Source organism: Tamaricihabitans halophyticus (assembly GCF_004340875.1).
GTDB classification, from domain to species: Bacteria; Actinomycetota; Actinomycetes; order Mycobacteriales; family Pseudonocardiaceae; genus Tamaricihabitans; species Tamaricihabitans halophyticus.
Map to the genome: position 1 here is coordinate 1,263,572 of NZ_SLXQ01000001.1, position 26,150 is coordinate 1,289,721.

At 64.9% G+C, this 26,150-nt stretch carries 32 protein-coding genes and 1 tRNA gene; 15 read left to right on the forward strand and 18 right to left on the reverse strand.

The annotated features are described in order from the left end of the window. Complete coding sequence (gene mptB / locus EV191_RS06075; protein WP_243658767.1) at window positions 1–1,449, forward strand: polyprenol phosphomannose-dependent alpha 1,6 mannosyltransferase MptB; 1,449 nt, start codon at window positions 1–3, stop codon at window positions 1,447–1,449. On the opposite strand, the gene EV191_RS06080 is transcribed toward mptB, so the two are convergent. Both EV191_RS06080 and EV191_RS06085 read right to left on the reverse strand, forming a co-directional pair. Continuing rightward, a complete protein-coding gene (locus tag EV191_RS06080) occupies window positions 1,446–3,002 on the reverse strand; it encodes a multicopper oxidase family protein (RefSeq protein ID WP_132875768.1) in 1,557 nt (518 codons plus the stop codon). The two genes, mptB and EV191_RS06080, sit on opposite strands and share 4 nt — an antisense overlap. After that, window positions 2,999–3,427 carry a hypothetical protein gene (locus tag EV191_RS06085; protein WP_132875769.1) on the reverse strand — a complete coding sequence of 143 codons (429 nt, stop codon included), beginning with the start codon at window positions 3,425–3,427 and terminating at the stop codon, window positions 2,999–3,001. Before EV191_RS06085 ends, EV191_RS06080 begins: the two co-directional genes overlap by 4 nt. Before the next feature lie 116 nt (window positions 3,428–3,543). Between EV191_RS06085 and EV191_RS06090 the strand changes: the two genes are divergently transcribed. Together EV191_RS06090 and EV191_RS30325 are read left to right on the forward strand one after the other, a co-directional pair. Next, window positions 3,544–3,867, forward strand: coding sequence for a helix-turn-helix transcriptional regulator (locus EV191_RS06090; RefSeq protein ID WP_132875770.1), 324 nt, complete (start codon window positions 3,544–3,546; stop codon window positions 3,865–3,867). Beyond that, a complete protein-coding gene (locus EV191_RS30325) occupies window positions 3,864–4,514 on the forward strand; it encodes a permease prefix domain 1-containing protein (RefSeq protein ID WP_207894398.1) in 651 nt (216 codons plus the stop codon). Before EV191_RS06090 ends, EV191_RS30325 begins: the two co-directional genes overlap by 4 nt. Before the next feature lie 35 nt (window positions 4,515–4,549). On the opposite strand, the gene EV191_RS06100 is transcribed toward EV191_RS30325, so the two are convergent. From EV191_RS06100 to EV191_RS06110, 3 genes are all read right to left on the reverse strand, one after another. Then, on the reverse strand, window positions 4,550–5,047 hold the full coding sequence (locus tag EV191_RS06100) for a MarR family transcriptional regulator (RefSeq protein WP_243658768.1): 498 nt from the start codon (window positions 5,045–5,047) through the stop codon (window positions 4,550–4,552). 83 nt (window positions 5,048–5,130) lie between these two features. Then, window positions 5,131–5,712, reverse strand: a complete 582-nt coding sequence (dcd, locus tag EV191_RS06105) for a dCTP deaminase (protein ID WP_132875771.1) — start codon at window positions 5,710–5,712, stop codon at window positions 5,131–5,133. A gap of 31 nt (window positions 5,713–5,743) precedes the next feature. Further along, window positions 5,744–7,000 carry an oxygenase MpaB family protein gene (locus EV191_RS06110; RefSeq protein ID WP_132875772.1) on the reverse strand — a complete coding sequence of 419 codons (1,257 nt, stop codon included), beginning with the start codon at window positions 6,998–7,000 and terminating at the stop codon, window positions 5,744–5,746. A gap of 123 nt (window positions 7,001–7,123) precedes the next feature. Here EV191_RS06110 and EV191_RS06115 point away from each other — a divergent pair. Next, window positions 7,124–7,197, forward strand: a tRNA-Gly gene (locus tag EV191_RS06115). 198 nt (window positions 7,198–7,395) lie between these two features. Here the strand turns inward: EV191_RS06115 and EV191_RS06120 are convergent. From EV191_RS06120 to EV191_RS06135, 3 genes are all read right to left on the reverse strand, one after another. After that, on the reverse strand, window positions 7,396–7,596 hold the full coding sequence (locus EV191_RS06120) for a hypothetical protein (protein ID WP_132875773.1): 201 nt from the start codon (window positions 7,594–7,596) through the stop codon (window positions 7,396–7,398). Window positions 7,597–7,608: 12 nt separating this feature from the next. After that, on the reverse strand, window positions 7,609–7,851 hold the full coding sequence (locus EV191_RS06125) for a hypothetical protein (RefSeq protein ID WP_132875774.1): 243 nt from the start codon (window positions 7,849–7,851) through the stop codon (window positions 7,609–7,611). A gap of 293 nt (window positions 7,852–8,144) precedes the next feature. Beyond that, on the reverse strand, window positions 8,145–8,585 hold the full coding sequence (locus tag EV191_RS06135; protein ID WP_243658769.1) for a hypothetical protein: 441 nt from the start codon (window positions 8,583–8,585) through the stop codon (window positions 8,145–8,147). A 276-nt stretch (window positions 8,586–8,861) separates the two neighbouring features. Here EV191_RS06135 and EV191_RS06140 point away from each other — a divergent pair, with 276 nt between their 5' ends. From EV191_RS06140 to EV191_RS06160, 5 genes are read left to right on the forward strand one after another with little or no spacing between them, the layout of a single operon-like run. Further along, the gene (locus EV191_RS06140) at window positions 8,862–9,707 is read left to right on the forward strand and encodes a GntR family transcriptional regulator (protein ID WP_132875776.1); all 846 of its coding nucleotides are present in this window, start codon (window positions 8,862–8,864) and stop codon (window positions 9,705–9,707) included. Then, the gene (locus EV191_RS06145; RefSeq protein ID WP_132875777.1) at window positions 9,704–10,366 is read left to right on the forward strand and encodes an HAD family hydrolase; all 663 of its coding nucleotides are present in this window, start codon (window positions 9,704–9,706) and stop codon (window positions 10,364–10,366) included. Before EV191_RS06140 ends, EV191_RS06145 begins: the two co-directional genes overlap by 4 nt. Before the next feature lies 1 nt (window position 10,367). Next, a complete protein-coding gene (locus EV191_RS06150) occupies window positions 10,368–10,598 on the forward strand; it encodes a hypothetical protein (protein ID WP_132875778.1) in 231 nt (76 codons plus the stop codon). Window positions 10,599–10,603: 5 nt separating this feature from the next. Next, entirely contained in the window at window positions 10,604–11,395 is a 792-nt protein-coding gene (locus EV191_RS06155) for a hypothetical protein (protein WP_132875779.1), read from the forward strand. Window positions 11,396–11,448: 53 nt separating this feature from the next. After that, window positions 11,449–12,093, forward strand: a complete 645-nt coding sequence (locus tag EV191_RS06160) for a YdcF family protein (protein ID WP_424565426.1) — start codon at window positions 11,449–11,451, stop codon at window positions 12,091–12,093. Here the strand turns inward: EV191_RS06160 and EV191_RS06165 are convergent. Together EV191_RS06165 and EV191_RS06170 are read right to left on the reverse strand one after the other, a co-directional pair. Beyond that, the gene (locus tag EV191_RS06165) at window positions 12,076–12,657 is read right to left on the reverse strand and encodes a flavoprotein (RefSeq protein ID WP_132875781.1); all 582 of its coding nucleotides are present in this window, start codon (window positions 12,655–12,657) and stop codon (window positions 12,076–12,078) included. The genes EV191_RS06160 and EV191_RS06165 overlap by 18 nt on opposite strands. Before the next feature lie 17 nt (window positions 12,658–12,674). Further along, window positions 12,675–13,313, reverse strand: a complete 639-nt coding sequence (locus EV191_RS06170; RefSeq protein WP_132875782.1) for a TetR/AcrR family transcriptional regulator — start codon at window positions 13,311–13,313, stop codon at window positions 12,675–12,677. Window positions 13,314–13,389: 76 nt separating this feature from the next. Between EV191_RS06170 and EV191_RS06175 the strand changes: the two genes are divergently transcribed. The 3 genes from EV191_RS06175 to EV191_RS06185 are packed head-to-tail and all read left to right on the forward strand — an operon-like array spanning window position 13,390 to window position 15,286. Continuing rightward, on the forward strand, window positions 13,390–13,956 hold the full coding sequence (locus tag EV191_RS06175) for a hypothetical protein (RefSeq protein WP_132875783.1): 567 nt from the start codon (window positions 13,390–13,392) through the stop codon (window positions 13,954–13,956). Between the two features lie 41 nt (window positions 13,957–13,997). Beyond that, on the forward strand, window positions 13,998–14,468 hold the full coding sequence (locus tag EV191_RS06180; protein WP_207894399.1) for a GNAT family N-acetyltransferase: 471 nt from the start codon (window positions 13,998–14,000) through the stop codon (window positions 14,466–14,468). A gap of 29 nt (window positions 14,469–14,497) precedes the next feature. After that, window positions 14,498–15,286, forward strand: a complete 789-nt coding sequence (locus tag EV191_RS06185) for a hypothetical protein (RefSeq protein WP_132875784.1) — start codon at window positions 14,498–14,500, stop codon at window positions 15,284–15,286. Here the strand turns inward: EV191_RS06185 and EV191_RS06190 are convergent. Together EV191_RS06190 and EV191_RS06195 are read right to left on the reverse strand one after the other, a co-directional pair. Continuing rightward, window positions 15,283–16,119 carry a maleylpyruvate isomerase family mycothiol-dependent enzyme gene (locus tag EV191_RS06190; protein WP_132875785.1) on the reverse strand — a complete coding sequence of 279 codons (837 nt, stop codon included), beginning with the start codon at window positions 16,117–16,119 and terminating at the stop codon, window positions 15,283–15,285. The two genes, EV191_RS06185 and EV191_RS06190, sit on opposite strands and share 4 nt — an antisense overlap. 52 nt (window positions 16,120–16,171) lie before the next feature. Next, entirely contained in the window at window positions 16,172–16,513 is a 342-nt protein-coding gene (locus EV191_RS06195) for an MmcQ/YjbR family DNA-binding protein (protein ID WP_132875786.1), read from the reverse strand. A gap of 112 nt (window positions 16,514–16,625) precedes the next feature. Between EV191_RS06195 and EV191_RS06200 the strand changes: the two genes are divergently transcribed. Further along, window positions 16,626–17,264, forward strand: coding sequence for a maleylpyruvate isomerase N-terminal domain-containing protein (locus EV191_RS06200; RefSeq protein ID WP_132875787.1), 639 nt, complete (start codon window positions 16,626–16,628; stop codon window positions 17,262–17,264). A gap of 14 nt (window positions 17,265–17,278) precedes the next feature. On the opposite strand, the gene EV191_RS06205 is transcribed toward EV191_RS06200, so the two are convergent. From EV191_RS06205 to EV191_RS06220, 4 genes are all read right to left on the reverse strand, one after another. Next, window positions 17,279–18,328 carry an aldo/keto reductase gene (locus EV191_RS06205; RefSeq protein WP_132875788.1) on the reverse strand — a complete coding sequence of 350 codons (1,050 nt, stop codon included), beginning with the start codon at window positions 18,326–18,328 and terminating at the stop codon, window positions 17,279–17,281. 68 nt (window positions 18,329–18,396) lie between these two features. Further along, window positions 18,397–19,077, reverse strand: a complete 681-nt coding sequence (locus tag EV191_RS06210; protein ID WP_279388409.1) for a maleylpyruvate isomerase N-terminal domain-containing protein — start codon at window positions 19,075–19,077, stop codon at window positions 18,397–18,399. After that, window positions 19,074–19,499 carry a VOC family protein gene (locus EV191_RS06215; protein ID WP_132875789.1) on the reverse strand — a complete coding sequence of 142 codons (426 nt, stop codon included), beginning with the start codon at window positions 19,497–19,499 and terminating at the stop codon, window positions 19,074–19,076. Before EV191_RS06215 ends, EV191_RS06210 begins: the two co-directional genes overlap by 4 nt. A 109-nt stretch (window positions 19,500–19,608) precedes the next feature. Then, a complete protein-coding gene (locus tag EV191_RS06220) occupies window positions 19,609–20,400 on the reverse strand; it encodes a class I SAM-dependent methyltransferase (protein WP_132875790.1) in 792 nt (263 codons plus the stop codon). A 410-nt stretch (window positions 20,401–20,810) separates the two neighbouring features. Here EV191_RS06220 and EV191_RS06225 point away from each other — a divergent pair, with 410 nt between their 5' ends. Then, window positions 20,811–21,584: a response regulator transcription factor gene (locus tag EV191_RS06225; protein WP_132875791.1), complete on the forward strand. Its 774-nt coding sequence runs from the start codon at window positions 20,811–20,813 to the stop codon at window positions 21,582–21,584. 128 nt (window positions 21,585–21,712) lie between these two features. Further along, window positions 21,713–23,557 carry an acyl-CoA dehydrogenase gene (locus EV191_RS06230; RefSeq protein WP_132875792.1) on the forward strand — a complete coding sequence of 615 codons (1,845 nt, stop codon included), beginning with the start codon at window positions 21,713–21,715 and terminating at the stop codon, window positions 23,555–23,557. A gap of 69 nt (window positions 23,558–23,626) precedes the next feature. Here the strand turns inward: EV191_RS06230 and EV191_RS06235 are convergent, their stop codons facing one another. Next, window positions 23,627–24,055: a CBS domain-containing protein gene (locus EV191_RS06235; RefSeq protein WP_132875793.1), complete on the reverse strand. Its 429-nt coding sequence runs from the start codon at window positions 24,053–24,055 to the stop codon at window positions 23,627–23,629. A gap of 101 nt (window positions 24,056–24,156) precedes the next feature. Further along, window positions 24,157–26,145: a VanW family protein gene (locus tag EV191_RS06240; RefSeq protein WP_132875794.1), complete on the reverse strand. Its 1,989-nt coding sequence runs from the start codon at window positions 26,143–26,145 to the stop codon at window positions 24,157–24,159. Window positions 26,146–26,150: the final 5 nt, after the last annotated feature.

A 26,150-nucleotide genomic window follows, 5' to 3' on the forward strand; every position in this document is an offset into this window, starting at 1 on the left:
GTGGTCCAGGTACCAGTCGGCGCGACGGTGTTTCGCTGGCTTGGGTTGGCCGGCGTACTGCTGGTCACCCTGTCCACTTTGGCCGATGGGGCGGACCAGTTCGGGGTGCGCACGGACGCCGTGCTGGGCTGGTTGACCGAAGGCGCTGCGGCGCCGCTGGCCGTCGCGGTCTCCGGGATGGGCTTGGTCGTGCTCGCCTGGCTGCGGCTGGCCCGTTTTCTCGCTGAGCTGTCCGCGGGCTGGCTGCGCGGGACGCTTGCCTTGTGGGGCGCGCCGTTACTGGTCGCGCCGCCGCTGTTCAGCGGGGACGTACACAGCTATCTGGCACAGGGCGAGGTTGCCGCGCGCGGGTTGAACCCGGCCACGGTCAGCCCGCTGGACGGGCTCGGCGCGGCGCACGAGCTGACCGGCAACGTGAGCTCGTACTGGCAGGACACCGCTTCGCCGTATGGCCCGGTGTTCGGCACGATCCAGCGGCTGATCGCGGAGCTCACCGATGGCTCGGTGCTCAGCGGGGTGCTCGCGCATCGCGTGGTCGCGGTCGCCGGACTGGTGTTGATCGTATGGGCAGTGCCGAAACTTGCCGCGCGCGCCGGGGTTTCGGTTCCCGGCGCGCTCTGGCTCGGCGTGCTGAACCCGTTGGTGCTGTGGCATTTCATCGCCGGTATCCACAATGACGCGTTGATGCTTGGCCTGGCGCTGGCCGGGGTCGCGCTGGCGCTTTCCGGAATTGGCGAGCGAATCGCGCCGCTGCCGCTGTGCGGGGGAGTGGTGCTGATCGCGCTGGCGGTGAACGTGAAGCTGCCGGCCGCGGTTGGCCTCGCGGTGGTCGGGGTGGCGCTTGCCCGGCACTTCGGCGCGACATTCGGACGGTTCGTGTTGGCGGGGCTGGCGATGTGTGCCAGCCTGGCGCTGATCACGCTGGCCGTCGCGTTCAGCAGCGGGCTGGGCTTCCACCTGTTCACCCAACTTTCCGTCTCCGGCGAGGTGAACAGCTGGATGGCGCCGACGAACTGGGTGGGTTTCCTTGTCGGCGCGATCGGCATGCTGTTCGGCGCGAACATCACCCAGCCGGCGATCGAGGTTGGCAAGCTGATCGGGATGGTTGTCGCCGTGGCGGGGATCGGCAAGGTGCTTGTCGACCAGCTACGCGGGCGGTACGCATCGGTCACGTCGTTGGGCGCGCTGCTGGCGGTCGTCGTGGTGTTCGGTCCGGTGGTGCAACCCTGGTACATCCTGTGGGCGGCCGTGCCGCTCGCCGCCTGCCTTGCTCCTGGCAAATGGCGGAACACGGTGATCGGTGTAGTCGCGGTGTTCTCGGTGATCCTGCCGCCGCTTGGCGGTAACTTCGCCGACAAGATCGGCGAGTTGGTGCTGGGGTATGCGGTGGCGATTGCCGTGCTGGCCGTCGCCACCGTCCTTTCCCGGCCGCGCAAGGTGGCTGTCTAGTCGACCGTCTCGAAGGCACTCATCATCGCCATGTCCTCATGCTCCAGGTTGTGGCAGTGCATCATGTACTTTCCGGTAAATCCGGAAAAGCGGATCGCCACTTCCACGTAGTCGGTTGGCGGGATGTCCACTGTGTCCTTCCAGCCCGCGTCGTAGGGCCCCGGTGCCCGGCCATTCCGGCTGATCACCTGGAACGGCGACAGGTGGATGTGCACGGGATGGTGTAGGTCGCTGTAGAAGCGCCACACCTCCAGCTCACCGAGTTTGGGCTCGGCGTCGATCCGGTTCGGGTCGAAGGCTTTCCCGTTGATCGTCCAGCCAGCGTGATTGCCCACCCGCCCCCGCGTAAAGGACCACTCCCGATGCACCTTCGCGGCCGCCGCGTCGTACGGTTCGATCTCGACAAGCCGCTCTGGAATCGTGGAGTCGTCCGCGGCCTTGCGGGCTACCACGAAGCGCATTACCTCGGCCGTCGAACCGTTGCCCAGTTCGTTACGCAGCACGATCTCGGTACCGACCGGGTATCTGGAGAAGTCCACAATGACTTCGCTGCGCTCGGCCGGCGCGAGGTCGATCCGGTCGTGCCGCAGCGGCTGCGCAAGGAATCCCACGTCTGAAGCGATCTGCACGAAACCGTCCCCGCCGGACGGATTCGGATCCAGGGACAGCCGGTAACGACGGGCATTTGACGCGTTCAGCAAGCGGAAGCGGTACCGGGCGGCGTCGACTTCCAGCTCCGGCCATGGCGCGCCGTTGACCACCACCACATCGCCGGCGACTCCTTCCATGTACTCCTCGCGCACGCCGGGAACATGCCGCAGGGTTGGATCGACCGCGGGGTAGCGAAACGCGCCGTCGGCTTCGAACGCGCGATCGCAGATCATCAGCGGGATATCCCTGTCCCCGTGTGGCAGCGACAATCCAGCCTCGACGTCGTCGTGGATCAGATGAAATCCGGCTAGCCCGCGCCACACCTGCGGACCGGTGAAGTCCATCCGGTGGTCGTGGTACCAGAGCGTGGCCGCGGCTTGGCGCATCGGATACTCGTAGGTCCGGCTGCCGCGCGTAATATCGCCGAGCATGCCGTCGCCGTGCCCAGCGAAATCGCCGGGGTTTCCGTCCTTGGGGAACACCAGATCGGTCGGATAACCGTCGTGTTCGGCAGGGGTGTGTCCGCCGTGCAGATGCACCACGGTCGGCACTGGCAGCTCGTTTCGGTGCGTGACCACGGTTTTCCGGCCCGAGGTGGACCGGATCGTCGGGCCGGGAAACTCACCGTCGTAGCCAAAGACCGGCGTTTTGTATCCGGGCACGATCTCCACATCGGCCACTCGCTGGGTGATCTCGTAATAATCCGTAGTGGCGTCCGACCGTGCCGGTTTGGCTACCCTCGGGATCGGCAACGGCACACGAAATCTTTGGGGTAGCTGAAGTTCGCTGGCTAACAGGTCCGCGGTCTGCCCGGACCCCGCGCCACGACCACAGCCCGCTAGCGCGAAAGCCGCCCCGGCACCCGCGGCGGCCCCGAGAAAACGGCGGCGAGACATAGTCATCGACGTGCCTCCCGTCGGCCACGGGCAGCCGCCGGACGGCAAACCCACCAGACGAGAAAGCAGCTCAGCAACGCGATGAAGACGCCGAGCGGAATATGCACCGCCAGCTGCCGGCTGTAGCCCATGCCAAGCTGCATTGCGATCGAAAACCACTGCACGATGCTGGCCAGCAAGGGGAACACGCTGCCACCACCGGGAAACCAGTAGGCGATCGCGATGATCCCTTGCACGAACATGACACTGATCACGGCATGCGCAACCGATTCGTGCACCCGCAGATAGTTGAAGTTGCCAGAAAGGTAACCGCCGGCGAGCACCGGCTGCGCCAGGACGGCGACACTGTTCGCCACCACGACAACGCGCAGCGACCACAGCGAAACACGCGGCCGCCGCACCGGTTTGGCGACGGGTTCGGTACTCGTCATGATCGAGACTTTATATGCAGACTGTCTACATATACATAAGGGAGAACCCTGAGATAACCCTTGTCCAGTCCGGTAAGAGACCAGGAGCCGCGAGAGCAGGAGTAGCCTGTCTAGGCATGAACACCGACGCGATCCGAGGCCATCTGGATGGCCTGCTGCTCGCGGTACTGGAAAGCGGTCCCCTGCACGGCTACGGGATCATCGAGGCGCTGCAGGTACGTAGCGGCGGAGCCCTGGATCTGCCGACGGGCACGGTGTATCCAGCACTGCGCCGGCTGGAGCGCGCTGGCTGGATCGCCGGCCACTGGGACACCGTGCGCGGGCGACGCAGGCGCAGCTACATGCTGACCAAGGCGGGCAACCGTGCACTGGAAACCGAACGCGCGGAGTGGATCCGCTTCAGCGGGGTTGTGGGCAGCGTTCTTGGCGGCACATCATGACGGCGCAGCGGACGGTAGCGACGATCCAGGCACGGTTGACCGGGCCGCGCCGGTTGCGCACCGAGCTGCTTCAAGAAGTCGCGGATGGGCTCGAGGACGCGACCGAGGCGTACCAGGAGGCTGGGTTGAACGCGGCGGATGCCGAGCGTCGCGCGGTCGCTGAGTTCGGCGATCCCCGGAAGGTTGCCGACCAGTTGCAGGAGGAGATCGCGGCCCGGCATGGCCGGCGCAGCGCGCTGTTCATCGCGCTGTGTTTTCCGGTGTTGATCCTGGCGTGGGACCTGCTCTGGATGACCGGCCTTGTTCCGCCGACACCACAACCGGCGCCGGCTGTACTGCTCAACAATCTGCTGACCTGGATCGCGGTCACGACTACCTGCGGCGCGCTGGTCGGGTTCTTACTGCTCTACTTCGGCCCGCGAGTCGGCGTCGCCGGCATTCCGGTGACCAGGGCAATCGGAGTACTCGGTTGGCTGGGTACCGGCTCCACGGTGCTCGCGTGTTGCGCGATGCAGTTCACCCAGCCCAATTACGCGGATCGGATGTTGAACGTGCCGGTCCTTTCCGTGATGGTATTGAGTCTGGTGCTCGTCGTCGGGGTGGCGACCGCCGCGCAGCGTTGCTGTGCCCTGGCCACCGCCCCCTAGCGCGCCGCGAGGTCAGCTCGCCCGGCTGGAGCGGATCAATGGTGCCAGGCTGTGCCACCGACATTGTGGATCATTCGCTGGAGAACCTTCAGCGTGGTCAGATACTCCTCATCGGAGATGCCCGCATGACGCTCGGCCCACAACCGATCTTGCAACCTGGCCGCCTCGTCGTAAAGCTGACTGCCGTCAACCGTGCCGCGAAGGCGGCCCTGCGAGTCTTCAATGAGCCAGCCACGCCGCACGGTCGTATCGATCTCTGGCTCGATTTCCGCACCGATGTCTAGGTAGCCGCGCAGCACCGCGGCCACTTCCTTGCGGGTCTTGCCCTGCGCGCTTGGCACGACCTGGTGGAGTACCCACCACTGCGGTTGCGTGAGGCCGAACTCTTCTTGTAATGCGGCGCGAATGCGGGTCACGACCGCATCGCTTGCCGCCCAGCTCCAGTAGCCGATCGGCTGATTGATCAGTTCAGTGTCGCTGTGCGAGTACTCCATTGCCGTGCCCTCACTGTCGATTCGTCGATGTGCGAGCACGAACTTAGAACCTAGATCTTACTTGAGGTCAACGGTTCGCCGGAACGGTTGACCCGCATCACACGCCAGCAGCCCGCGGGTGGTCAGCGGCGTGTGTCGGCGCGCCAGAAGTTCTGGTACGCGCGGGATGGGGTCGGGCCACGCTGGCCCTGGTAGCGCGAACCGGCTTGGGCCGAGCCGTATGGGTGCTCGGCCGCGCTGGTCAGCCGGAAGAGGCAGAGCTGGCCGATCTTCATGCCCGGCCACAGGGTTATCGGCAGGTTCGCGACGTTGGACAGTTCGAGGGTGATGTGCCCGGTGAAGCCCGGGTCGATGAACCCTGCGGTGGAATGGGTGAGCAGGCCGAGCCGGCCGAGCGAGGACTTGCCTTCCAGGCGGCCGGCGAGGTCGTCGGGTAGCCGGACGAGTTCGAAGGTGGACCCGAGCACGAATTCGCCGGGGTGCAGTACGAAGGGATCGTCCCCGGTCTGCTCGACCAGTGAGGTCAGCTCGTCCTGCTGCTGCGCAGGGTCGATATGGGTGTACTTGGTGTTGTCGAACACGCGGAAGTAGCGGTCCAGCCGGACGTCGATACTCGATGGTTGGAGCAGCGCGGGCTCGAAGGGGTCGAGTTCCAGCCGGCCGGCATCGAGTTCCTTGCGCAGGTCACGGTCACTGAGCAGCACCGGTTCAGCCTAGCTGGCCGGGGTGGGTGCGCTATGCGGCACGGTCGGCCGATTGCACCCGCGCGGTGTAGGTGCGGTCCGGATTGAACCGATTGCCCAGCTGTTCGACGTACTGGCGCCTGGTGAGGCTGCCGAACCGTTCCTGGAGGCGGGTGGCGCCGGGCAACCAGCGGCGGGTGGTCTCGGTGACGAAGGTGGTGGCGGCGAGGCCGAGCACGGTCGCCTGGACGAGCGGGTCGTTCGGGAGGCCAAGGAAGTCGGCGTGCCGTTTACCGAGGGTGAGCCGGCTGATCGCGCCGTGCAGCCGGACCGAGGCCTGGCCAACCACGCCAGCGAGTGGGCCAAAGCGGCTACCGGCGGCTTCGTGGGTTTTCAGGAGCGCGGTGGCCAACCGCCGGGAATCCTCGTCCGGGCTGAACTCGGTGGCGTCGAGTAGCCACAGCAGTCGCCAGCAGTCCTTTTCGGTGACGGGCAGGAGTTCGTCGGTGACGCCCATCAGCCAGCCGACGTAGCGCCAGAGGTGCAGGATCGCGGCGCGCTCCTTGGCGGTGTAGCGGATGCCGAGCGCGCGGGTGCCGAGCAGGAAGACCTTGGAGAACAGCAGCAGGGTGCCGACGGTTTGGACTTGGTTGATCGGCTGATCCCAGGATTCGTAGTCCCAGTCGTCCCGCTTGTGCATGGCCGCGCGGACGTAGGCGTGTACCAGGCGGACGCGTAGCGCGGAGACGTAGCCGAGCGCGTGTGGTTCCAGCGCGCCGGGCGTGGTGACGTCGATCCACCAGGTCGCGGTCTCCACCAGCCGGCGGTTGGCCATGTACTCGATCTCGCCGGTGCCCACCAGGGTTTTCGTGGCGCGCGATGCGAGGTAACCGCCCATCAGCGACATATCGCCGAGCGGGAACAGGCCCCAGAGGCCGGTGCGGGTGATCGCCCGTGCGCCCGCCTCGAGTTGGCCCCGGTCGAGCCAGTACGGGGTGGCTTCGACGGAGCGGAAGAAGTCGTGAAACGCGGGTGGCGCTTCGGGGATCGCGTCGATGCCGTCGGTGAGCGCGCGTTCGAACATGGCGTGCCCGGTTTTGGGCGGAAGTTCGCGGATGGCGGCGACTACGGCGTCGGCGAGCGGGTCGGTGGTTTGGGCTAGTTCGCGGAGGCGGGCGACCTGGGCGTGATCGGGGCGGGCGTTGCCGTCCATCAGCAGCATGCTGGCCAGCCGCAGTGGGCCGTCCCGGAACATCTGCGGTTCGGGCAGTTCAGCAGTGGTTGCCGGCTCCGCGCTGGCTTCGGTCATCCGCGTTCACCCCATCAGCCTATCTACTTGCCAGTATTGTCACCCCGCCAACAGGCGTCAAGGCTGGCGTTCGATGGGGGTCGCGGCGCGCTCGAGCAGGCTGTGTATGCTTACGGGCACCTTGCGGATGTAGTTCAATGGTAGAACATCAGCTTCCCAAGCTGAGAACGCGGGTTCGATTCCCGTCATCCGCTCCAACTAGAAAGCCCCAGGTCAGTGGACATCCACAATAGACCCGGGCTTTTTGTTTCATGATCGACACGGCCCGCGTGCCGTTAGCCGGCCGGAACCGGTCGACCGGCTCCACGATCGCCGGACTCATCCTTCTGGCGAAGTCCCATCAGGTTCAGTTACGCGACAACCCGTTTCCATCAAACCTGGTTTCGCCGCAACGCCTACTCGGCAGCCTTGGTCAGCGCATCGACCAACTCCTCAACCTGCTTCTTGGTCAGTACCGCTGTGGTGTCAAGCACCGCGTGAAAGAGCAACTGCACATCCCCGCCCACCCGACGCACCAACACCGTGCACGCGCCGCCACCCGACTGAAACGGAAGCTGCGCCACCAACGCATGCCGAAACGTCTCCTCGTTGCCCATCAGACGCACCCTCTACGTGTCGCGTGAGGACGGTTGGCCCTGGTCCATGAACCTAGCCAGCTCATCCGCGCCATCCCGGATTTCCCGCATCAACCGCACGAAAGCCGGCCACTGGGCCGGATCAGCAGGCGGAGTAATCGCCAAACTGTCCGGATGCAGATAGATCACCAACCCAGCCGAATCCGAAGCCATCCCCAGTACCCGCATGCCGGCCACCGCATCCGGACCCGGACTCCAAGTAGCGTTAGAACTCATCAGCTCTTTCCTTGTCTACTGACGGATCGCGTCTGCTCGAAGGCGCTCGACATGCGCACGTAGGTGGAATTCCTCCGCCGCGACCGAGGCGGCATGTCGCGCCCACAGCGGCGCGGCCAAATCGGCGGAAAGGACCCGCCATGCTTCAGCGAGAGAGTGGTAAGACCCAGCCAGGCGCCGAACCGCCGCAACATCACCGGACGCGGCACGCATCGCAGCAAACAGAGCGGCAGTCTGCTCGGCATAGGCCTCGTTCCACCGGGCGACCGCCTCCCGTGACGGCCGCGCCACCATCACGCAGCCTTCTGCTCACTCGCGCCCTGGCCGCTGGTAGTCGACTTGCCACCTGAAGACTTCGGCGGTGTCGAACTGGCAGGCTCGCGCATTCCGGTAGCCCGAAGGGTCCACGCGAGGTACTTAAACTCGCCCTGGCCGGACACCCGAGGCTCGGCCGTCAACCCGTCGAAAACCACTGATCGGAAGTCGAAACCCGGAATCGCCGCCGGTGGAGGCACTGGCTGCACCTTGTCCAGAATGGTCACCGACTTGTCGCGATCCTTATCCGCAGAGGGATCGGACACCGTAACTTTCCACTGCGGTAGGCCCGTCTGGTCGTCTACCTTCTGTTTCGGCTGCTTACCGCGCGCCCGCTCTTGCCCCGAGATGTATTCCATGTCGGGCGTCACCTGCCCGACCACTGCCGCACCTTCCGGAAACACCACGTCGTGCGGCATTTCGATTCGCGTTCCCCGTGGGACTGCCATCGTTTGGTCCTTCCTCTTGGGCCTGCTGAACCATGACTATCGTGTCTGACATAGCTATGTTACATAGCCTGACTAGACATGTCAACCAAGTTGGAAACGACCTAGATGGATAGCTCGCCTAGACAGCGCGCGAACCCCTGCGGGAAGATTGCGGAGTAATCCCTCAATGAAGGGCCACTATGCGAGTGAGTCAGTTTCTGTTGTCGAGCAACTGACTCGGCTGCTGACCAGCCAGAAGGGGCGACAATGGCACTGGATCCAGATGATCCGCGTCCGCCATATGTACAGGTAGCAAGCGCCCTTCGCGCGGCGATTCTGACCAGGAAGTTCACGCCGGGTGACAAGCTGCCGTCCCGCGCCGAGCTGGCCAAAACCTACGGCGTGGCCTCCATGACCGTGCAAAACGCGCTCCGCGAACTACGCGACGAGGGTCTGATTGTCTCTCGGCAGGGCAGCGGAGTGTTCGTCCGCGAGCGCACGGAACGCCCCGTAGGGCTTCGTCCGCACATCGAGCAGGCCTTTGAAGCCGAAGAAGTCACGATCGACTTCGCGGGATTCTCCGGCGAAACCCTGCATGGCGCGATCAGCGAACCGCTCGACAAGATCCGCATTGGTCGACTACGACCGAAATCCATCAGCGTGCGGCTACTCGTACCAGATCCATCGATGCCCTGGAACCTGCCGTGCACGGTCGAAGACCGCGCCGACAGCCCCGAGTTTCGCCAGCGGGCCGAAGACATCATGCGCCGCCACACCCTTGCCGTCGTTGATGCGGTCACCGAGCTGGGCAACCTAGGGCTAGTCGAGAAAGCATCCGCAGAGATCCGCGTTCACCCCGCAGCGCCGCTGTTCAAGCTCTACCTGATCAACAACGAGGAATCCTTCTTCGGCTACTACCCGGTTCGTGAACACGTCGTGTCCTATACCAGCGGCAATACTCAGGCCATCTATGACCTGATGGGCAAAGACACCATCCTGTTCCACCACTCCATCAACGATGACGACACCTCGACCGGATCGCAGTACGTCGAGCAATCGCGCATGTGGTTTGACAGCATGTGGACCAACGTCGCCCACGAATACCAACGATGAACGGCAGCACAGCTCAAGAACTTCTTGCCCGCACACACGCGCTCCTGCTCGACTTTGACGGCCCCGTATGCAGCGTGTTCGCCGGTATCCCCGCCAATACTGTCGCTGAACAGCTTCGCGTGGTGCTCGCCGACGAAGGACATGCCCAACTACCCGCAGCCGTGCGGGCCACCAGTGACCCCTTCGACGTGTTCCGCTACGCCGCCACGCTCGGCCAGGCCGAAGCCCGCTACGTCGAAGCCGCCTTCACCGCACACGAGCTCGAAGCCATCACCACCGCCGAACCCACACCCGGGGCACATGACCTCATCCATAGTTGGCACCAGTCCGGCCGACCGCTGGCCATCGTGAGCAACAACAGCACCCAAGCCGTTCGCACCTATCTCGACCTGCACGCCCTGGCCCACCAGATCAACTACGTCTCCGCCCGCACCAGCTCCGATGTGGCGCTGCTCAAGCCCGACCCGCACCTAATCAACCAAGCTGTCACAGCCCTGGATGTTGAGCCGGAAGCATGCACCCTCATCGGAGACTCACTCACCGATATTGAAGCCGCCCACGCAGCGCGAACCGCGATCCTTGGCTATGCCAACAAGCCACACAAGACCGGCCCGATGGGCGACGCAGGCGCCCAAGCGGTAATCACCACGCTCGGATGAGGTGCAACCCGCACCGAGCGATATCGCCTACGTCGCCCGGCACAACATCGGCGGTCGAGTCATTATGCATATCGCCGGAGTGCACTCGATCGGTTCTCTCGGTGCTGTGCACTACCTGGCCGACATTTACCGTGAGGTGAAGAAGAGCTCGTTCTCCCTGGCGGTCCGGGCATGTTACGAAGGGCAGACGATCACCGAAAGCGAGCTAGCCGCCGGTCCGTACGTCTGGTGAGGTGCATGCAGGTCACGTCCGCACAGCTCCCCGCAATCGAGGACAGCGACGACAAGATCTTCACGACTCCCAACGCCGTGATCATGCTGGACGGCGCTTCAGCCTTTCTGCCCGTGCCCACGGCCGCGAACCTGTACGCCGACCACCTCGGCCGGACCATGCGCGAGCATCTAGCCGCCGAACCTGCCGCACCACTGCGAACAGTGCTGGCTGAAGCCATCGGCACGACCGCGGCACATTTCGACCTCGCCGCGGGTACATCCCCATCCAGCGCGGTCACCATAGCCCGGATAGCCAACGGCGAGCTAGAGCTTCTGCTGCTGGGCGACAACATGGCCATCCTGCCTGGCGAGTTCAGGACCGACGACCGGATGGACCACCTCAACCTCGCACCACGCCGCCGCTACCGCGAACGCCTCGCCGCAGGAACCGGCTACGACACCACACACAAGGAACTACTGCGCGAGTTACAACAGCAACAAGCCGCACTGCGCAATGTGGACGGCGGCTACTGGATCGCCGAAACCAACCCATATGCCGCCAGACAAGCACTGATCAGCACACATCCGCTCGATCACGTGCCCTGGCTGATCCTCGCCACCGACGGCGCCTACAACACCATGACCCATCTCGGCCTCACCGACTGGCCACGCTACGCCCGCGCCGACCACAGCCAGCTCGCCAGCCTGCTACACCACTGCCAGCAATGGGAGAGCCACCACGACCCCCAGGCACAAGCCCTACCCCGAGCCAAACGCCACGACGACAAAAGCATCGCCGCAATAGCCACACCGTGACACACTTTGGAAGATCGCAGCTTGACCTTTCTGCCGATGAACCAGTCATGATCATGCCCGTCGTAACTGATGCAGTGCTTGCCGATGCCCAGGTGTTGTGGGATTTCCACCGCATCGACGACCCGCTGCAGCCGGTGGATATCGCGATCGGACTCGGCAGTCACGATCCCGGCGTGCCTGTCTACGCTGCCGAGCTCTACCACCAGGGCCTGTTCCCCCTGATCGTGTTCACCGGCGCCAACGCACCCACCACCATCGACACTTTCCCGCGCGGCGAAGCCGTGCACTACCGCGAGATCGCCATCGAGCACGGCGTGCCGGCCAGCGCCATCCTGCTGGAAACCCGCGCCACCCACACCGGCGAGAACATCGACTTCACCTGCGCCCTACTTGACGAACACGGCATCACAGTCCACTCGGCACTGCTACTCAGCCGCCCTTACCAGCAACGGCGAGCCCGCTCGACCGCTATCGCCCGCTGGCCCGACATCGACCTCTCCTGCTCGGCCGCACACACCCCGATGACCGAATACCTCGCGAAGATAGGCACCGAACGGGTCATCAACATGCTCGTCGGCGACACCCAACGCCTCACCCACTACGCCCACACCGACGAACACATCCCCACCCACGTACAACGCGCCTACCAACGACTCATCACAGCCGGCTACACCACGCGCCTACTCCGTTCGTCGTAAGTCACTTGCGTGCCCGGCAACCAGCGGCACGATCGTGTCGATAATCGCCGTCCACGGCAGCTCGCGACCAGGTGCAGAACGCGGTGTGTGCAACGGCCAGACATCGTCACCCATGACGATATGCACGCCAGCATCGCGCAACGCGGCGATATGGCCGTCCCAGGCAGGCTGATTCGCATGCGCTGCATTAACCCGGGGAAAGACCACAATGGGCAGTGCACCGAACCCAATAGCCTCACACACTTGAGTGAGCGCCTGATTATCCGCAATCCCCAAGGCAAGTTTCGCGACCGTATTGGACGTCGCTGGCACAACAGCGTAGCAATCCACCGGCGGATGAGGGCTGTCATCATTGGGCAGCCGAGGCTGGTACCGGACAGGTAACCCGGTCGCCTGCTCAATCCTAGCGATATCGCCCGACTCCCGAAGCCACGTCGCCGCCGTAGGGGTAAGTGTCACTGCCACCCGCCAGCCCTTTTCCTGCATCGGCTCAACGAACTTCGAGCAGATCTGCTCAAGGCCACCGGCCGCACATCCGATCAATCCCAGCACAGGCACTGCCATCAGCCCTCACTTGCGCCCTAGTTCTGGGCGCTGTCGGGCTCGAGGAGCTGCTGGACGAGCATGTCGGCCAGCCAGTTCACATACGAAGCCGGCGGCCAACCGCATCCACTAGTGGCATTGAGATACGTATCCAGACCGGTGAGGATCCACGCGCGATCCACTGCCTCGACTTCGGACAGACCACGCCGGATCGCTCCGGTTGTCGCGATCCGCTGGATCAGTGCAGTCAGCCCCGCACGACGGCGGGCATTGCCCTCAGCCGCCATCTCTTCCATCTCCGCAGCGACCTCGCGGGCCATGAGCAGCTGCGGCATGCTCGCGGAGAAGAACGCTCCGGTCCACTCGGCAAACGCTCGCAGGATCCTCTGCGGATCGTCCTCAGCCGCGATCCGCTCTCGCCACAGCGCGGCGTCGGCGGATTCCTCCATCTGCTCGACGATGGCGCGGGCAACCTTGGCTTTCGAACCGAATGCTGCGTACACGGTCTGGGTCGCCACCCCGGCATGCTTCGCGATCTGGGCGATAGTCGTTCCAGCGAACCCGCTCGTCTCGAACAGTTCGCGCGCAGCCCCGGTGATCGCCGCCCGGGTTCGACTCGCCTGTGCCGCACGCAAGCTCGAGCGGTACTGCCGCCGCGACGTCGATTGATCCGACATCCCGCCGTCCCTCCCAGCGCTCGCCTGCACAGCCCGGTCTGGACTTTATTGGATAGAGTGAACTACAGTCAAATTTATGAATCAGCGGCAGGCGACCGCATCGGTTCGCGGTCGGGAGGTCGGCGCTCAGATCGCCGGCGTGTTCGGGTTGGTATTCGTCGCGATTAACTCGACGGCCTTGGCCGGTGCACTTCGGGCGACACTGTTGGTCATCGCGGGCCTCGCGCTCGCGGCGATCCTCGCGCTGAGCTTCCGCAGCTATCGGCAACCGCGCACGGATGGTGCGGAGCGTTCGGCAAGCGGCTCGCCCTTCGGATGGAAGTACTGGCTGATCGTTGCTATCGAGGCCGTCGCACTGTTCGGCGGCAGTCGACTGATCAGCGAGATGGGTTATCCCGAACTCGGCATCGCCTGGGTCGCGTTCATCGTTGGAACCCACTTCTTCGCCCTGGCCGTGATCTTCCGACTCGCCCGGTTCCACCTGCTCGGGGCAATCGTGACCGTGCTCGGGCTCGCCGGGTTCGCCATCCGCGCGCTCGGCCACGTCGAGCCGATCGCCCTGGTCAGTGGCGTGCTCAGCGGGTTCACGCTACTCGCGTTCGGGCTATGGGCATTCGCACCAAGCGCTTCAGTACATCGGTAAGCCGCAACATCGGTGAAACATCGCCGTGCCAGTCTGTTCAGATGCAGTCCATGACCGTCCACATCGAGCAGGACGACCTTACTCGCCCCGAGGTCCAGGCATTACTCCTCGAACACTTGCGGGACATGCGGGCCACCTCGCCCAAGGAAAGCGTGCACGCGCTCGACATCGACGGCCTACGCGAGGACCACAGCACGTTCTGGACCGCCTGGAGTAACGGCACACTATTGGGCTGCGGCGCCCTATTACACCTCGAGGTCAGCCACGGCGAGATGAAGTCGATGCGCACCACACCCAGCGCGCGGGGCCTCGGTGTCGCTACGCGAATGCTCCGCCACATCATCGCCGAAGCACGACGGCGCGGCTATGTCCGGTTAAGCCTGGAAACCGGAGCCCAGGACTTCTTCGCGCCCGCCCGCAAGCTCTACCGCAAACACGGTTTCACCGAATGCGCACCGTTCGCCGACTACCAGCCGGACCCCAACAGCGTGTTTCTCAGCGCCACCATCTAATCGAACGCCTGGCGGGGCACAATGACAGCGTGCTGCGCTTCTCCAGTTCCACCACTTTCGACGCCTGGCTCGACGAACGGTACGGCTTCGCGGATGGACACCTTGCGCGACTCGAACGCACCGCCACCGACACGGTCACCGTTGTCCTTGAGGAATACCGCCAACGCGGCTGGCGCCCCGGTGATATCGCCATCGTGGACAGTTACGAGCTCATCGCCGAGCAAGCCGAACTCGACGCACCAACCAGCCACAACCCAACAGACGTACTGGAGAGTGTCGAAACCGACGAATCCGGTGAGCGTATCGTCATCGAGTTCACTCTTGGCGCACAACTGATCCGGCTACGCACCACCGGGCTGAACATCCGACTCGCCGGCACCGAGCGGCGTAGGACCACGCCCTGGGTGGCCAACGAGTTCACCGTGCACACCGACCGGACCCATGACGATCAGTTCTGGGCCAGCAGGGTAAGCACGATACTCGACATGCCAGCCGTCTGGCGCACACTCGGCGGCCGCGAAGCGCGTGCTCCCGGGCTTGACCCGGACGGCTGCTTCCTACAGAAGGCCGCTTTGCTGTCCACAACAGACCAAGGGGTGTTCTACACGCGCTTCCGCGAGCACCGGAGCACATGGCGAGCCTGGCACCGCGACATCGAGCCCGACCTCTGGCACGCCGTACGTCTGGTAGCAACCGAGTTCGCGCAGATTCACACCGGCAACTGCGTGTTCAACTCAGCCGACTGGGCCACCTTTGTCGCCACCAACACCTTTCCACCGGACGAACGGCTGACCGGCCGGCCAACGAGCACCGGCTAGCGAACGATCGCGACAAGTTCACAGAGCGCGCCGATGATCGAAGAATCACCGGAGGCCCTGGCCCGTTCCCTGGTCGTCGCCGGCTCGATCGCCCTGGTCGCCATCCGCCATGCGGTATCCGCGTCGAACTGAACCTCGGCCACCACCTGCCCGGCAACACCTGGCACCAGCGACCAACCTGCATCGGTCGCGGTCACCGTCCACTCCGCGGCCGGGATATCCGCGACGGTCACCCGAACCCGCGATCCCCGCACCGCCCGTTGCTTGGCCAAGGTGATCGGCAGCGCCCGGAAGAACGTATCCAGCACCGGGCCGAGCAGCGTCGGATCGGTATCCACCTGCGCGCCGGTTGCTTCCCTGACCTGCTGCCGGTGCACCCAGTACTCTGTCAGCTCCCGCGCGCAGTCCAGCCACCTGGGGGCGGGGTCAACGCCTGCCCAGGACACCCCGAGGCTCGGCGCGAACTGGTCACTTTCCAAGAACAGTTGGGAAATCCACGCACCGGAGAGCTCCAGGGTGTCCACGAGGGCACGCGCGCTGATGCGCTGGGTGGCATCCACCCAGTCCTGGTTCTGCCGATGAATGAAGCTCGCCAGGTCCTCGCCAGTCTGCGGCCCACCACCGCCGAAATGGCCGTCCCGGTCCCTGGCGATCCGCCCGTAGTCATCTCCGAGCACATGCGCGACCACATCCCGCACTGTCCACCTCGAGGTGACGGGTCGCTGCCAGTCCGCATCGTCGAGGGTGCGCAGGTAATCAACCAACCGCGCGCGCTCCGTGGCAAACAGTCCACGTGCGTCGATGGGCTCACCAAGCCAGCTGAGATCGTCCACCGCCGCACGGTAACGCCGAACAAACCCGACGCGCAGCGGGATTTACCGTGGTTTACTCCCCATCAAATGCTTTGCGAAGCTTGGCCGGCGCCTTGATTCGCCAGGATTCCTCGATTAGCTCGGTTAACTGCTGAGTGTCCACCTTGTCCAGATCAACCAGGATCGCCCCGTATCCGTCGTAATGCGACGTGGTGTAGAAGGCCGGCTCCCCGGAGGCAAGCAGCGCCTCCTTCTCTTCCAGGCTGCACATCAGCACCAGACCGCCCTCGGCCTCGCTACGCAACCTGGCGAATCCCTTCCCGCGTACCTTCAGCGCGGGCGTCCGGTACGAGGTCGACTCGGTGACCTCCGGCAAGCGGCCGGCGATCGAGACCACATCAGCCCAGTTCGGCATCGCTCGGGACCTCTCCTTAGCATCTTGCGGGAGCAAACCACACGCCGAAGGTACGCCGCCGTCCGTAGCGTGGGAACCGTCAGCCGAACACGCGCCAAGGAGACCCGGTTAGATGACCGCGATTCGACAGGCATACCTGCTCGCCGCAAGGTCTGCTGTCACGCTGCTTCGCGAACCGGCACTGGCCGAACGCTGGACACAGCCGAGCGTCTTGCCTGAGTTCAGTGTGCACGGCCTTGCCGGGCACCTTGCTTCGCAAGTACTCAACGTACCGCGCGCTCTTGCCCAGGACATCCCGGACGAGCCACCCATCCGGTTACTCACGCACTACGCGCGGTCAACGTGGCGCGGCGCCGAACCCGACGCGGAGATCAATGTGATGATCCGGCGCGCCGGTGAAGACATCGCCACGGATGGCGCGGCCGCGCTGGCCAGCCGGACCGAAACGGTCACCGAGGAACTGGCCACCCGGTTCGAGACCGAACCGGCGAATCGTGTGGTGCACTTCCGGCCCGGCCCCTGGCCGCTGTACCTGGACGACTTCCTGCGCACCAGAATGCTGGAGATCGCGGTGCACTCGGACGATCTGGCCAGCAGCATGGGCATCGACACCCCGGACCTACCCGACAAAGTGCTCGCGCCGGTACTGAACGTGCTCACCAAACTGGCTGTGCGCCAGCACGGACAGGCTGCGGTGCTGCGCACCCTCAGTCGCGCGGAGCGCGCGCCGGACAGCATTGCCGCGCTCTGACAGCCACGACACGGTCAGTACAGGTACCCACCGAAGGCCGCGTGCTCGGTTGCACCGAACCGGTCCGCCGCGGATTTGATCTGGTGCCACATCGGGTAAATCAGCCAGGGCCGGCTGATGCGATCGAGTTCGTCGAACTCTGCGGTGGTGAGCTCGATCTCGGCCGCGGCCAGGTTGTCCCGCAGCTGCTCATCCCTGCGCGCGCCAACCACCAGCGTGGTTACGCCCGGTTTGGCGAGCAGATAGGCGAGCGCGATCTGTGCCGGCTTCGCGCCGCGATCTTCGGCTATCCGCACCAGCGCATCGATCGTGTCGTACAGCTTTTCCTTGTCCCGTACCGGTGGGTCGTCCCAGACGCCGACGCTGCGCCCCTCGGTGGTTTCGGTTCCCCTGCGGTACTTCCCGGAAAGCAGGCCGCCGGCGAGCGGGCTCCACACCATGATGCCGAGGCCCTGATCCAGCGATGCGGGCACCAGCTCGTACTCGACGTCCCTGCTTTCCAGCGAGTAGTAGATCTGGTTGCTGACGAATCGCTGGTAGCCATGCTTGTCCGCGACCGCGAGCGCCTTCATCAGTTGCCAGCCGGCATAGTTGGACGCACCGAGATACCGCACTTTTCCGGACCGCACCAAGGAATCCAGCGCCTCCATGGTCTCCTCGAGCGGGGTTTGCCCATCCCAACCATGGGTGTGATACACGTCAATGTAGTCGGTGCGCAGCCGGCGCAGGCTGGCCTCGGCTTCCCGAATGATGTGATGCCGGGACAGGCCCGCGTCGTTCTGCCCTTCACCCATCGCCAGCCGAACCTTGGTGGACAGCAACAGGCTGTCTCGCTTTCCCGCGACTGCTTGGCCGACGATCTCCTCGGCCAACCCAGCCGAGTACATATTCGCGGTGTCCACAAAGTTCACCCCGGCTGCCACGCACATATCTATCTGCCTGCGCGCGGCTGCCAGATCGGTGCTGCCTACCTTGGCGAACCCACCTCGTCCGCCGAAAGTCATCGTGCCCATGGTCAACGTCGACACCCTGAGCCCGGAACGGCCGAGCTGGCGGTACTGCATGCGATCTGTTCTCCTCGCTGGATGCGCTGCGGTTTCCCGCGCGCGACTTTACTGACTCGGCCGACGATTCAGCCGAGGACGAACGGGATTCGGGCAGCCAGCTCGCCCAGTTGCGCGCCCTCTGCCTCGGTCGGCGCGCGTCGACCGGTACCGATCCGCAGCACGTCCGTCGCGGAGAACGTAGCGGGAAAGGTGCTGCCGACGATCTGCTCGAGCATCTCGCGGGCTCTGCTCAGACACTCCGCTAGCGGCTCCGCGGCCCCTGGCAAGTTCGCGATCAGGTCCAGATGGTGCAGTGTCCATTCCAGAACATACGCGGACAGGTAGTCCCCGACGGTAAGGATCATGTCCTGGGTGCTGACGATGGCCGCGGGGTCGGCGAGCTCGGCCGCGCGACCAGCTGCCGAGCCCACGTCGTCCAGGTGAAACTTCAGCAGTTCCGGCTGCTCGTAGGCAGCGGCCAGCCGGACGGTCAGCGCATCAAGCGGATCGGTGCCGCTTGGCAACTCGGTACCTACGGCCCAGTAGCCGAGCGCATCCACGGTCGGCTCCGCCTCAGCCGGAGTTACCAGCGTGATCAGCACATCCTGCGCATCGATGATCAGGTGGCAAGCCAGGTCCCGGACCAACCAGCCAGTGCAGCCGGAAGGGCTCGCGAAATCCGCGTCCGCAAGTTCGGCCACCGCTGTGCGCAGCGCCGTCCACGACTGGGCGAACAGGGCCGAGCCGGCCGAAGGTGCCTTGGTCAATCCTTGTCCACCTCAACCGTCGAAGGTCTGGCCGGCGATCGGCTCGGCAACACGCAAAACTCGTTGCCTTCCGGATCAACAAGTACCACCCAGGGCAACTGCTTATCCGCCAGCACGACCCGCGCCCCCAGCGCGACGAGTCGCTCCACCTCGACCGTCTGCTCGCCAATGGGCGGCCGGAGATCAAGGTGCAGGCGATTCTTATCGCGTTTGTCATCCGGAACTGGCTGAAAAAGCATTACCGGTTGTTTGGGCTCGACCTCCACGCCATCAAGATCTTCGGGACCGATTTCCAGATATTGCCGGTCATACTGATCTTTCCAGCGAGCGACTATCTGGTAACCCAGCGCACTACACCAGAATGCCGCGAGCAAATCCTGATCATGGCAATCCACCGCGATTGCCGCTATCGAGCTTGGCACTCTCCGTGCCTACCACTGTCCGCGGCACAATTCGCTCAAAATCTTCGTTTCCCCCCGGTACGGAGTAGATCGATCGGGACATTCGAGCCCGATAAACGCGAATTGACCGCTACTTCACTCCGAGCCGAACGCGATATGTCCACCACCAGGATTTCGGTTTGGCCAAACGGTCCGCGGCGACCTCGCCGAGCTTCGTCAGCCCGATCTCGTCCTCGCTCGCGCCCGCGCCAAGCACCGCTACCGTGCTACTCATACTCCGCACGACGTCCATCAGGCGTTGTGCATCGCCCTGCTCCCGGGAGTGCACGCACAGCTCGGTCACGGCACGAAAGACCCCGCTGTCCCGCATCCGACTCAGGTGCTGCCCAGGGTCGGCATACCGCGGCCGCAGCCCCGCTGCCTGCTCATACTCGCCCCGCTGGCTGAGAAATGCCCGGAATGCCGCATCTACCTCCCAGTCCACCGTCGGCGGCCAGTCGCAGTCGTAGGCAGCGAACACCCCGCCAGTCCGGAGCAGTCGACCGGCCTCGGGCAACGCACGCGGCACGTCAAACCAGTGCATTGCCTGGCTGGCGGTCACCACATCGGCGGACTCGTCCGGCTGCCCGGTGGCCTCCGCGGTGCCTTCGGCGACGGTGAACGCCCAGGCATCCGGCAGTCTGGCCAATTTCTCGGCGGCAACCGCACGCATCTCGGGAGACGGCTCGATCGCCACGACCCTGGCGGCCGCGCCAGCCCACAACGAGGTGGACAGCCCGGTGCCCGCGCCGAGATCAACCACGGCTGGCGCGTCGTTGCGCGCCCATTGCCGGAGCACCGCGACCAGCTCGGGCGGCGGGCTCGGCCGGGTCCGGTCGTAACTGGCACCAAGTCCGGCGTAGCGTGAAATCGAGTCGACCATGACCGCCACGCTAGCCGGCGATCAGCAGCGCACCACAGCGGTACCGATCAGGTGCGATCACTCACCCAGGCAGCCGAACTTCCCAACCAGCGGTGACACCAGCGCAGGTGACGCCCAACAGCACGGGTGATACCCCAAAGGGCAGCGCCCGCGAAGTTTCCCAGTGCACGGCATAACGCCGGCCCAGCTAATTGCCAAAGTATGCCCAGCTCGGGGCACGACATCTGAAATGTGGCGGCCACCCTCCGCCCGACCACACTGTGTTTTAGATAGCTAGATCCATCAAAAGAAAATCCCCCGCAAGGGTGGAATAGCGTGTCACCTCCCCCCAATCCGCACTCATTACGTCACGGAGTTGCGAAATCGGGGTCCCCATCCTGGGTGAGCCCGCGGCCGATGGGAGGACACACATGAATCGCACTAGTGGGCGCGATGGTGCCGCTAGCCAGAACGCGCACAACGCTGGACTAGGCGTGGTGCTTGTTGACCCACTGCCGCTGTACCGGGAAGGCGTCAGCGCACTGCTGCAGCGCGCTCCTGGCATGCGGCTGCTCGGGCACGCATCGACCCATCACGCCGCGCTGCAGCTGTGCGATCGCGCGCGGCCGGATATCGTCGTGCTCGACTCCACTCTCGACCCGCGCTGCCATCTCGCCCACCTGCTCACCAGCAACGATCCGGCGCTTGTCCTGGTCGCCCTGGTCGGCGAGGCGAATCGGAACACTCGTTATCTGGCGAATGCCATTTCCGCGGGCATCCACGGCGCGATTCCACGGTCGGTCGACCCACTGCAGCTGATCGAAGCGATCCGCCGGGCGCACAGCGACCGCCGCTACCTGGACCCCTCGCTGGCCGCGCTTGCCACCCGGGGCAGGGGGCATATTCCAACCCAGGGCGGGCAAGCCGGCAAACCGCAGCAACCGCTGTCCCGCCGCGAGTACCAAGTGCTGCAACTGATCGCGGATGGCCTGGAGAACCAGGCGATCGCCAAGATCCTCTACGTGTCGGTGGAGACCGTGCGCACGCACGTAAAGAGCATCCTGCGCAAGCTAGGCGCACGAGACCGCACGCATGCCGTGGCGACCGCTTTCCGGACCGGGGTACTGGTCATCAACCAGGACGCAGCCGTGCCGGCAATACCGGCAGGGGAACCGCACGTCCCGCGGGCAACCCGGTCGTCCTGACGAGGACGCCAAGACAGCCAGCACGCCAAGACACAGGCCGATCCGTCGATCACACCATCGTGCAGGCGGTTGCCGTTGATTACTCGCAGGTAATATCCTGTTGTTACCGGCGAGTAAGGGGTTACGTGATGGGCCACTACAAGAGCAATGTGCGAGACCTCGAGTTCAACCTGTTCGAGGTGCTCGAAGTGCAGCGACGACTGGGGCAGGGCGTGCTTGCGGACTCCGACGAGGAGACCGCGCGCGGTGTGCTCAGCGAGCTGAACAACCTGGCGACGGGCCCGCTCGCTGAGTCGTTCGCGGAGGCGGACCGCAACCCGCCGGTGTATGACCCGAAGACCTTCTCGGTGACGTTGCCGGATGCGTTCAAGCGCTCGTACCAGCAGCTCTGGGACGGCGAGTGGTGGCGCCTCGGGCTCACCAACGAGCTGGGCGGTTTCGGGCTGCCGCCAACCGTGCAGTGGGCGGCCTCCGAGCTGATCCTTGGCGCGAACCCGGCGCTGTTCATGTACCTGGCCGGCCCCAACTTCGCGATGGTCATGGACCGCAATGGCACCGAAGAGCAGCGGCACTGGGCGCAGCTGATGATCGACAGGGCCTGGGGCGCGACCATGGTGCTGACCGAACCGGACGCCGGTTCGGATGTCGGCGCCGGGCGCACCAAGGCCGTGTTGCAGGAAGACGGCTCCTGGCATCTGGATGGCGTGAAGCGTTTCATCACCTCGGGTGATCAGGACATGACCGAGAACATCATGCATCTCGTGCTGGCCCGCCCGGAGGGCCCCGGAATCGAGCCGAAGGCGGGCACCAAGGGGCTGTCGCTGTTCCTGGTACCCAAATACCTGTTCGACTCGCAGACCGGCGAGCTGGGGGAGCGCAACGGCGCTTTTGTCACCAACGTCGAGCACAAGATGGGCATCAAGGTGTCCACCACCTGTGAGTTGAGCTTCGGGCAGCACGGCACGCCCGCGCGCGGCTGGCTCCTTGGCGAGGTGCACGACGGGATCGCGCAGATGTTCCAGGTGATCGAGTACGCCAGGATGATGGTCGGCACCAAGGCCATCGCCACGCTGTCCACCGGATACCTGAACGCGCTCGAGTACGCGCGGGAGCGGGTGCAGGGCGCTGACCTGACGCAGATGCTGGACAAGTCGGCGCCGCGGGTCACGATCATGAAGCACCCCGATGTGCGGCGCTCGTTGATGCTGCAGAAGGCGTATGCCGAAGGTCTGCGGGCGGTGTACCTGTACACGGCCGACTACCAGGACCAGCTGTGGACTGGCGAGGGCGATGAGCAGGCAAGGAAGCTCGCCGAGAAGGTGAACGACCTGCTGCTGCCGATCGTGAAGGGCGTCGGCTCGGAGCGTGCGACCGAACAGCTGATCCAGTCGCTGCAAACGCTCGGCGGATCGGGCTTCCTGCAGGACTACCCGATCGAGCAGTACATCCGCGACGCGAAGATCGACTCGCTGTACGAGGGAACCACGGCGATCCAGTCGATGGACTTCTTCTTCCGCAAGATCGTGCGGGACAAGGGCGCCGCGCTCACCCATATCGCGGGCGAGATCACCAAGTTCCTCGAGGCCGAGCGCGGCAACGGCCGGCTGAAGCAGGAGCGGGAGCTGCTCAAGCAGGCCCTTGAGGACGTGCAGGGGATGCTCGGCGCGCTGATCGGGTACCTGTCCGCATCCCAGGAGGACGCGGAAAGTGTGTACAAGGTCGGCCAGCACACCGTCCGGCTGTTGATGTCCGCGGGGGACCTGCTTGTCGGGTGGCAGCTGCTGCGGCAGGCCGAGGTGGCGATCAGCAAGCTGGACGCGGCTCCGGGCGCGAAGGACAAGGCGTTCTACGAGGGCAAGCTGGCGGTTGCCACGTTCTTCGCGAACCAGGTGCTGCCGGAGCTGTCCGCGCGCCGGCGGATCGTGGAAACGGCGGACAACGCGCTGATGGCGGTCGACGAAGCCGCCTTCTGACCAGTCGGGGTCCGGGCCGCGCTGCACCCCGGCGCGGCCCACCCACCCCGTAGTTCCCCGCGCGGGCCGTCAGCCCTGGGCGATGTAGGACTCCAGCTGCTCGCGGTCCTGTTCCAGCTGGGCAACCCGGCTCTTCACGACATCGCCGATACTCACGATGCCGGCCAGCCGCCCGTCCACCATCACCGGTAGATGCCGCACCCGCCGTTCCGTCATGATCGCCGTGAGGCTGTCCACCGAATCCTCCGGCGCACAGGTCACCACCAGCTCGGTCATGATCGCCGAGACCGGACCGGCGAGGATATCCACACCCCCGCTCTGTAACCGGCGCACGATGTCGCGTTCGGACACGATCCCGGCGACGGCATCGCCGTCCCGCACCACGACCGCACCAATGTTGTGTTCAGCGAGCAGCGCAAGCAATTGCCAAACCGAAGTATCTCGCTCGACGGAAACTACCTCGGTGCCTTTGCCACGCAGCACATCCGCGATCCGCATAACACTCCCGTCCAACCGCCCGACTCAGTCACGGGGTTGTGACCCAGGCTACTTCGCGATCGCGAAAGAGGACAATCGTGCGTACGCGCTACCTCACCCGCTCAGTCACACACGATCTTTGGCTGGGGGTTGTACTTCACCGTGCGCGTCTGCTGGTCGACCACTTCGCCGCTACCCACCGCACGCAGCGTGCGGGTATCCGTCGCGGTGAACCCCGGCGAACCCGCGCTCGGCTGGCACTCGTCCTCAGAGACCCGCTTCGTCGGCGGCGGCACCTTGCCACTGCGCTCCCCGGTGTCCGAGGAAACGTCATACTTCTTGGTGCCCCACAGCTTCACGGTGATCGACGAGGACGTCCACTCGGTCTGGATCGCCACTCCGGTGGACGCGGTGTTCTCGAACTTCAGGTCGATCAGGCTGGCGCCACCCTCACCCTGGTACACCGTTGCCTCCCTGGCTTCCGGGTACCGGCTGATGTAGTAGCTGTGCTCCTTGTGCTCGACGTCCTTCATACCGGCGAAGTACGAAGCGTTGTACAGCGTCGTGGCGAACTGGGAAATACCGCCGCCGACCGCCCTGCCCGGCGCGCCGTCCTCGATGATCCCGGCCTCCACGTAACCCTGGCCAAGCCCACGCGGGCCGGTGTGCCCATTGAGGCTGAAGGTCTCGCCGGGCTGCACGATCGCGCCGTTGACCTGTTCGGCGACCCGCTTGATGTTCTGCCCCGAGTCCGAGGCGAAGTCACCGGTACTGAACTCGCCGATGACCTCCTTGATCCCGAGCTTTTCCGCCTGCTCGGTGGTCACCTTCGGCTTCTCGTCCTTATAGGTGAGCTCGATCTCCCGGCTGTCACTCGCGGCGAGCACCTTGTCCAGTGGCTTCAGGCTGGCCTTCCAGTCGATCACCCTGCCGTCCTTGGACGGCTCCACCGTCGGCTTGCCCCCGGCGAAGACGATCTCGGCGTCCTTGCCCTCTTCCTCAGTGTCGGCCAGCTGCGGCGCCAGGTTCTCCTTGATCTTCTCCTGGTTGACCTTGACGTCCAGTCCGCCGCCTTCTTCGGCCGGCTTGAACTCCATCGCGGCCGCGATGGCTGCTGGGTGCAGCGGCACATCGGTGCCCTCGCCGCGCATCTGCACCGCGCTGGATACCGCCGGTTTCACGTCCTCTTCGAGCGTCTTCTGGACGCCTTCCTCAGTGGTCTTTACCGGCGTGGTGTCCACCGGCAGCCGCACGCGCTCATCGTCCAACCACTTGGCTACCAACAGGTTCTTCGCCTCTTCGACGTGCAGCTGTTGGCCCTGCTTCGGCGCCACGGCGACGGGCCGCGCGCTCTGGCCGTCTTCAGTGCCTTCGAACTTGATCGTGCCCTCGGTGGGCTTGCGGTCGATCTCCTGCTGCAGCCCGGCAACGGCCTCGTCCACGGCGGCGGGGTCGGCATTGCTGACGATGCCGACATCACGATGGGTGAAAAACGAGGTGACGCGGGTAATCGGATTCCATGGCTGACTGCCGGCCTGGTCCAAGGTCTTGTCCCAGTCCAGGTCCAGACCGGCGGCGCTCGGCTCAAGCTCGGTGCGCACATCCCCACCACTGATCTGAATGGGGGTGTTCATGCGCTCGCCAAGTTCGGAGCGCAACTTGTCCGCGGCGGCGTCGTGGTCCATCCCGCCGACGCTCACCCCGGCAACGACGACGCCACGCGGCACATCGCCCGCGTTCACCGCCATATCAATGCCGTAAAGCGCGGCGAGTACACCGACCGCGGCGCCAACGCCGACCAGCAGCCGTTTGCGGCGGCTCCGCCCGTCCCCGCCATTCTCCGGTTCGTCCTCGAGCGGATGGATCACCGTCGTGTTGTCCCCGCCAGGCGGGCCGTGTTCCGCATGGTCCTGATACCCAGCGGTCGGGTACGCGGCGGTTGGGTAAGCCGCCGTCGGGTAATCGCCGTCCGCCAGATCACCCTGCCGCGAGCCACCCTGTGCTGGACCACCCTGTGGGCTTCCCTGGGTTGGGCCGCCGGGCACGGCCGGCAGTACGTCGGTCTGCTCGGAGTGCGACTCCGGCCAGTCAGCCTCGCCTCGCAACGTCATCTACC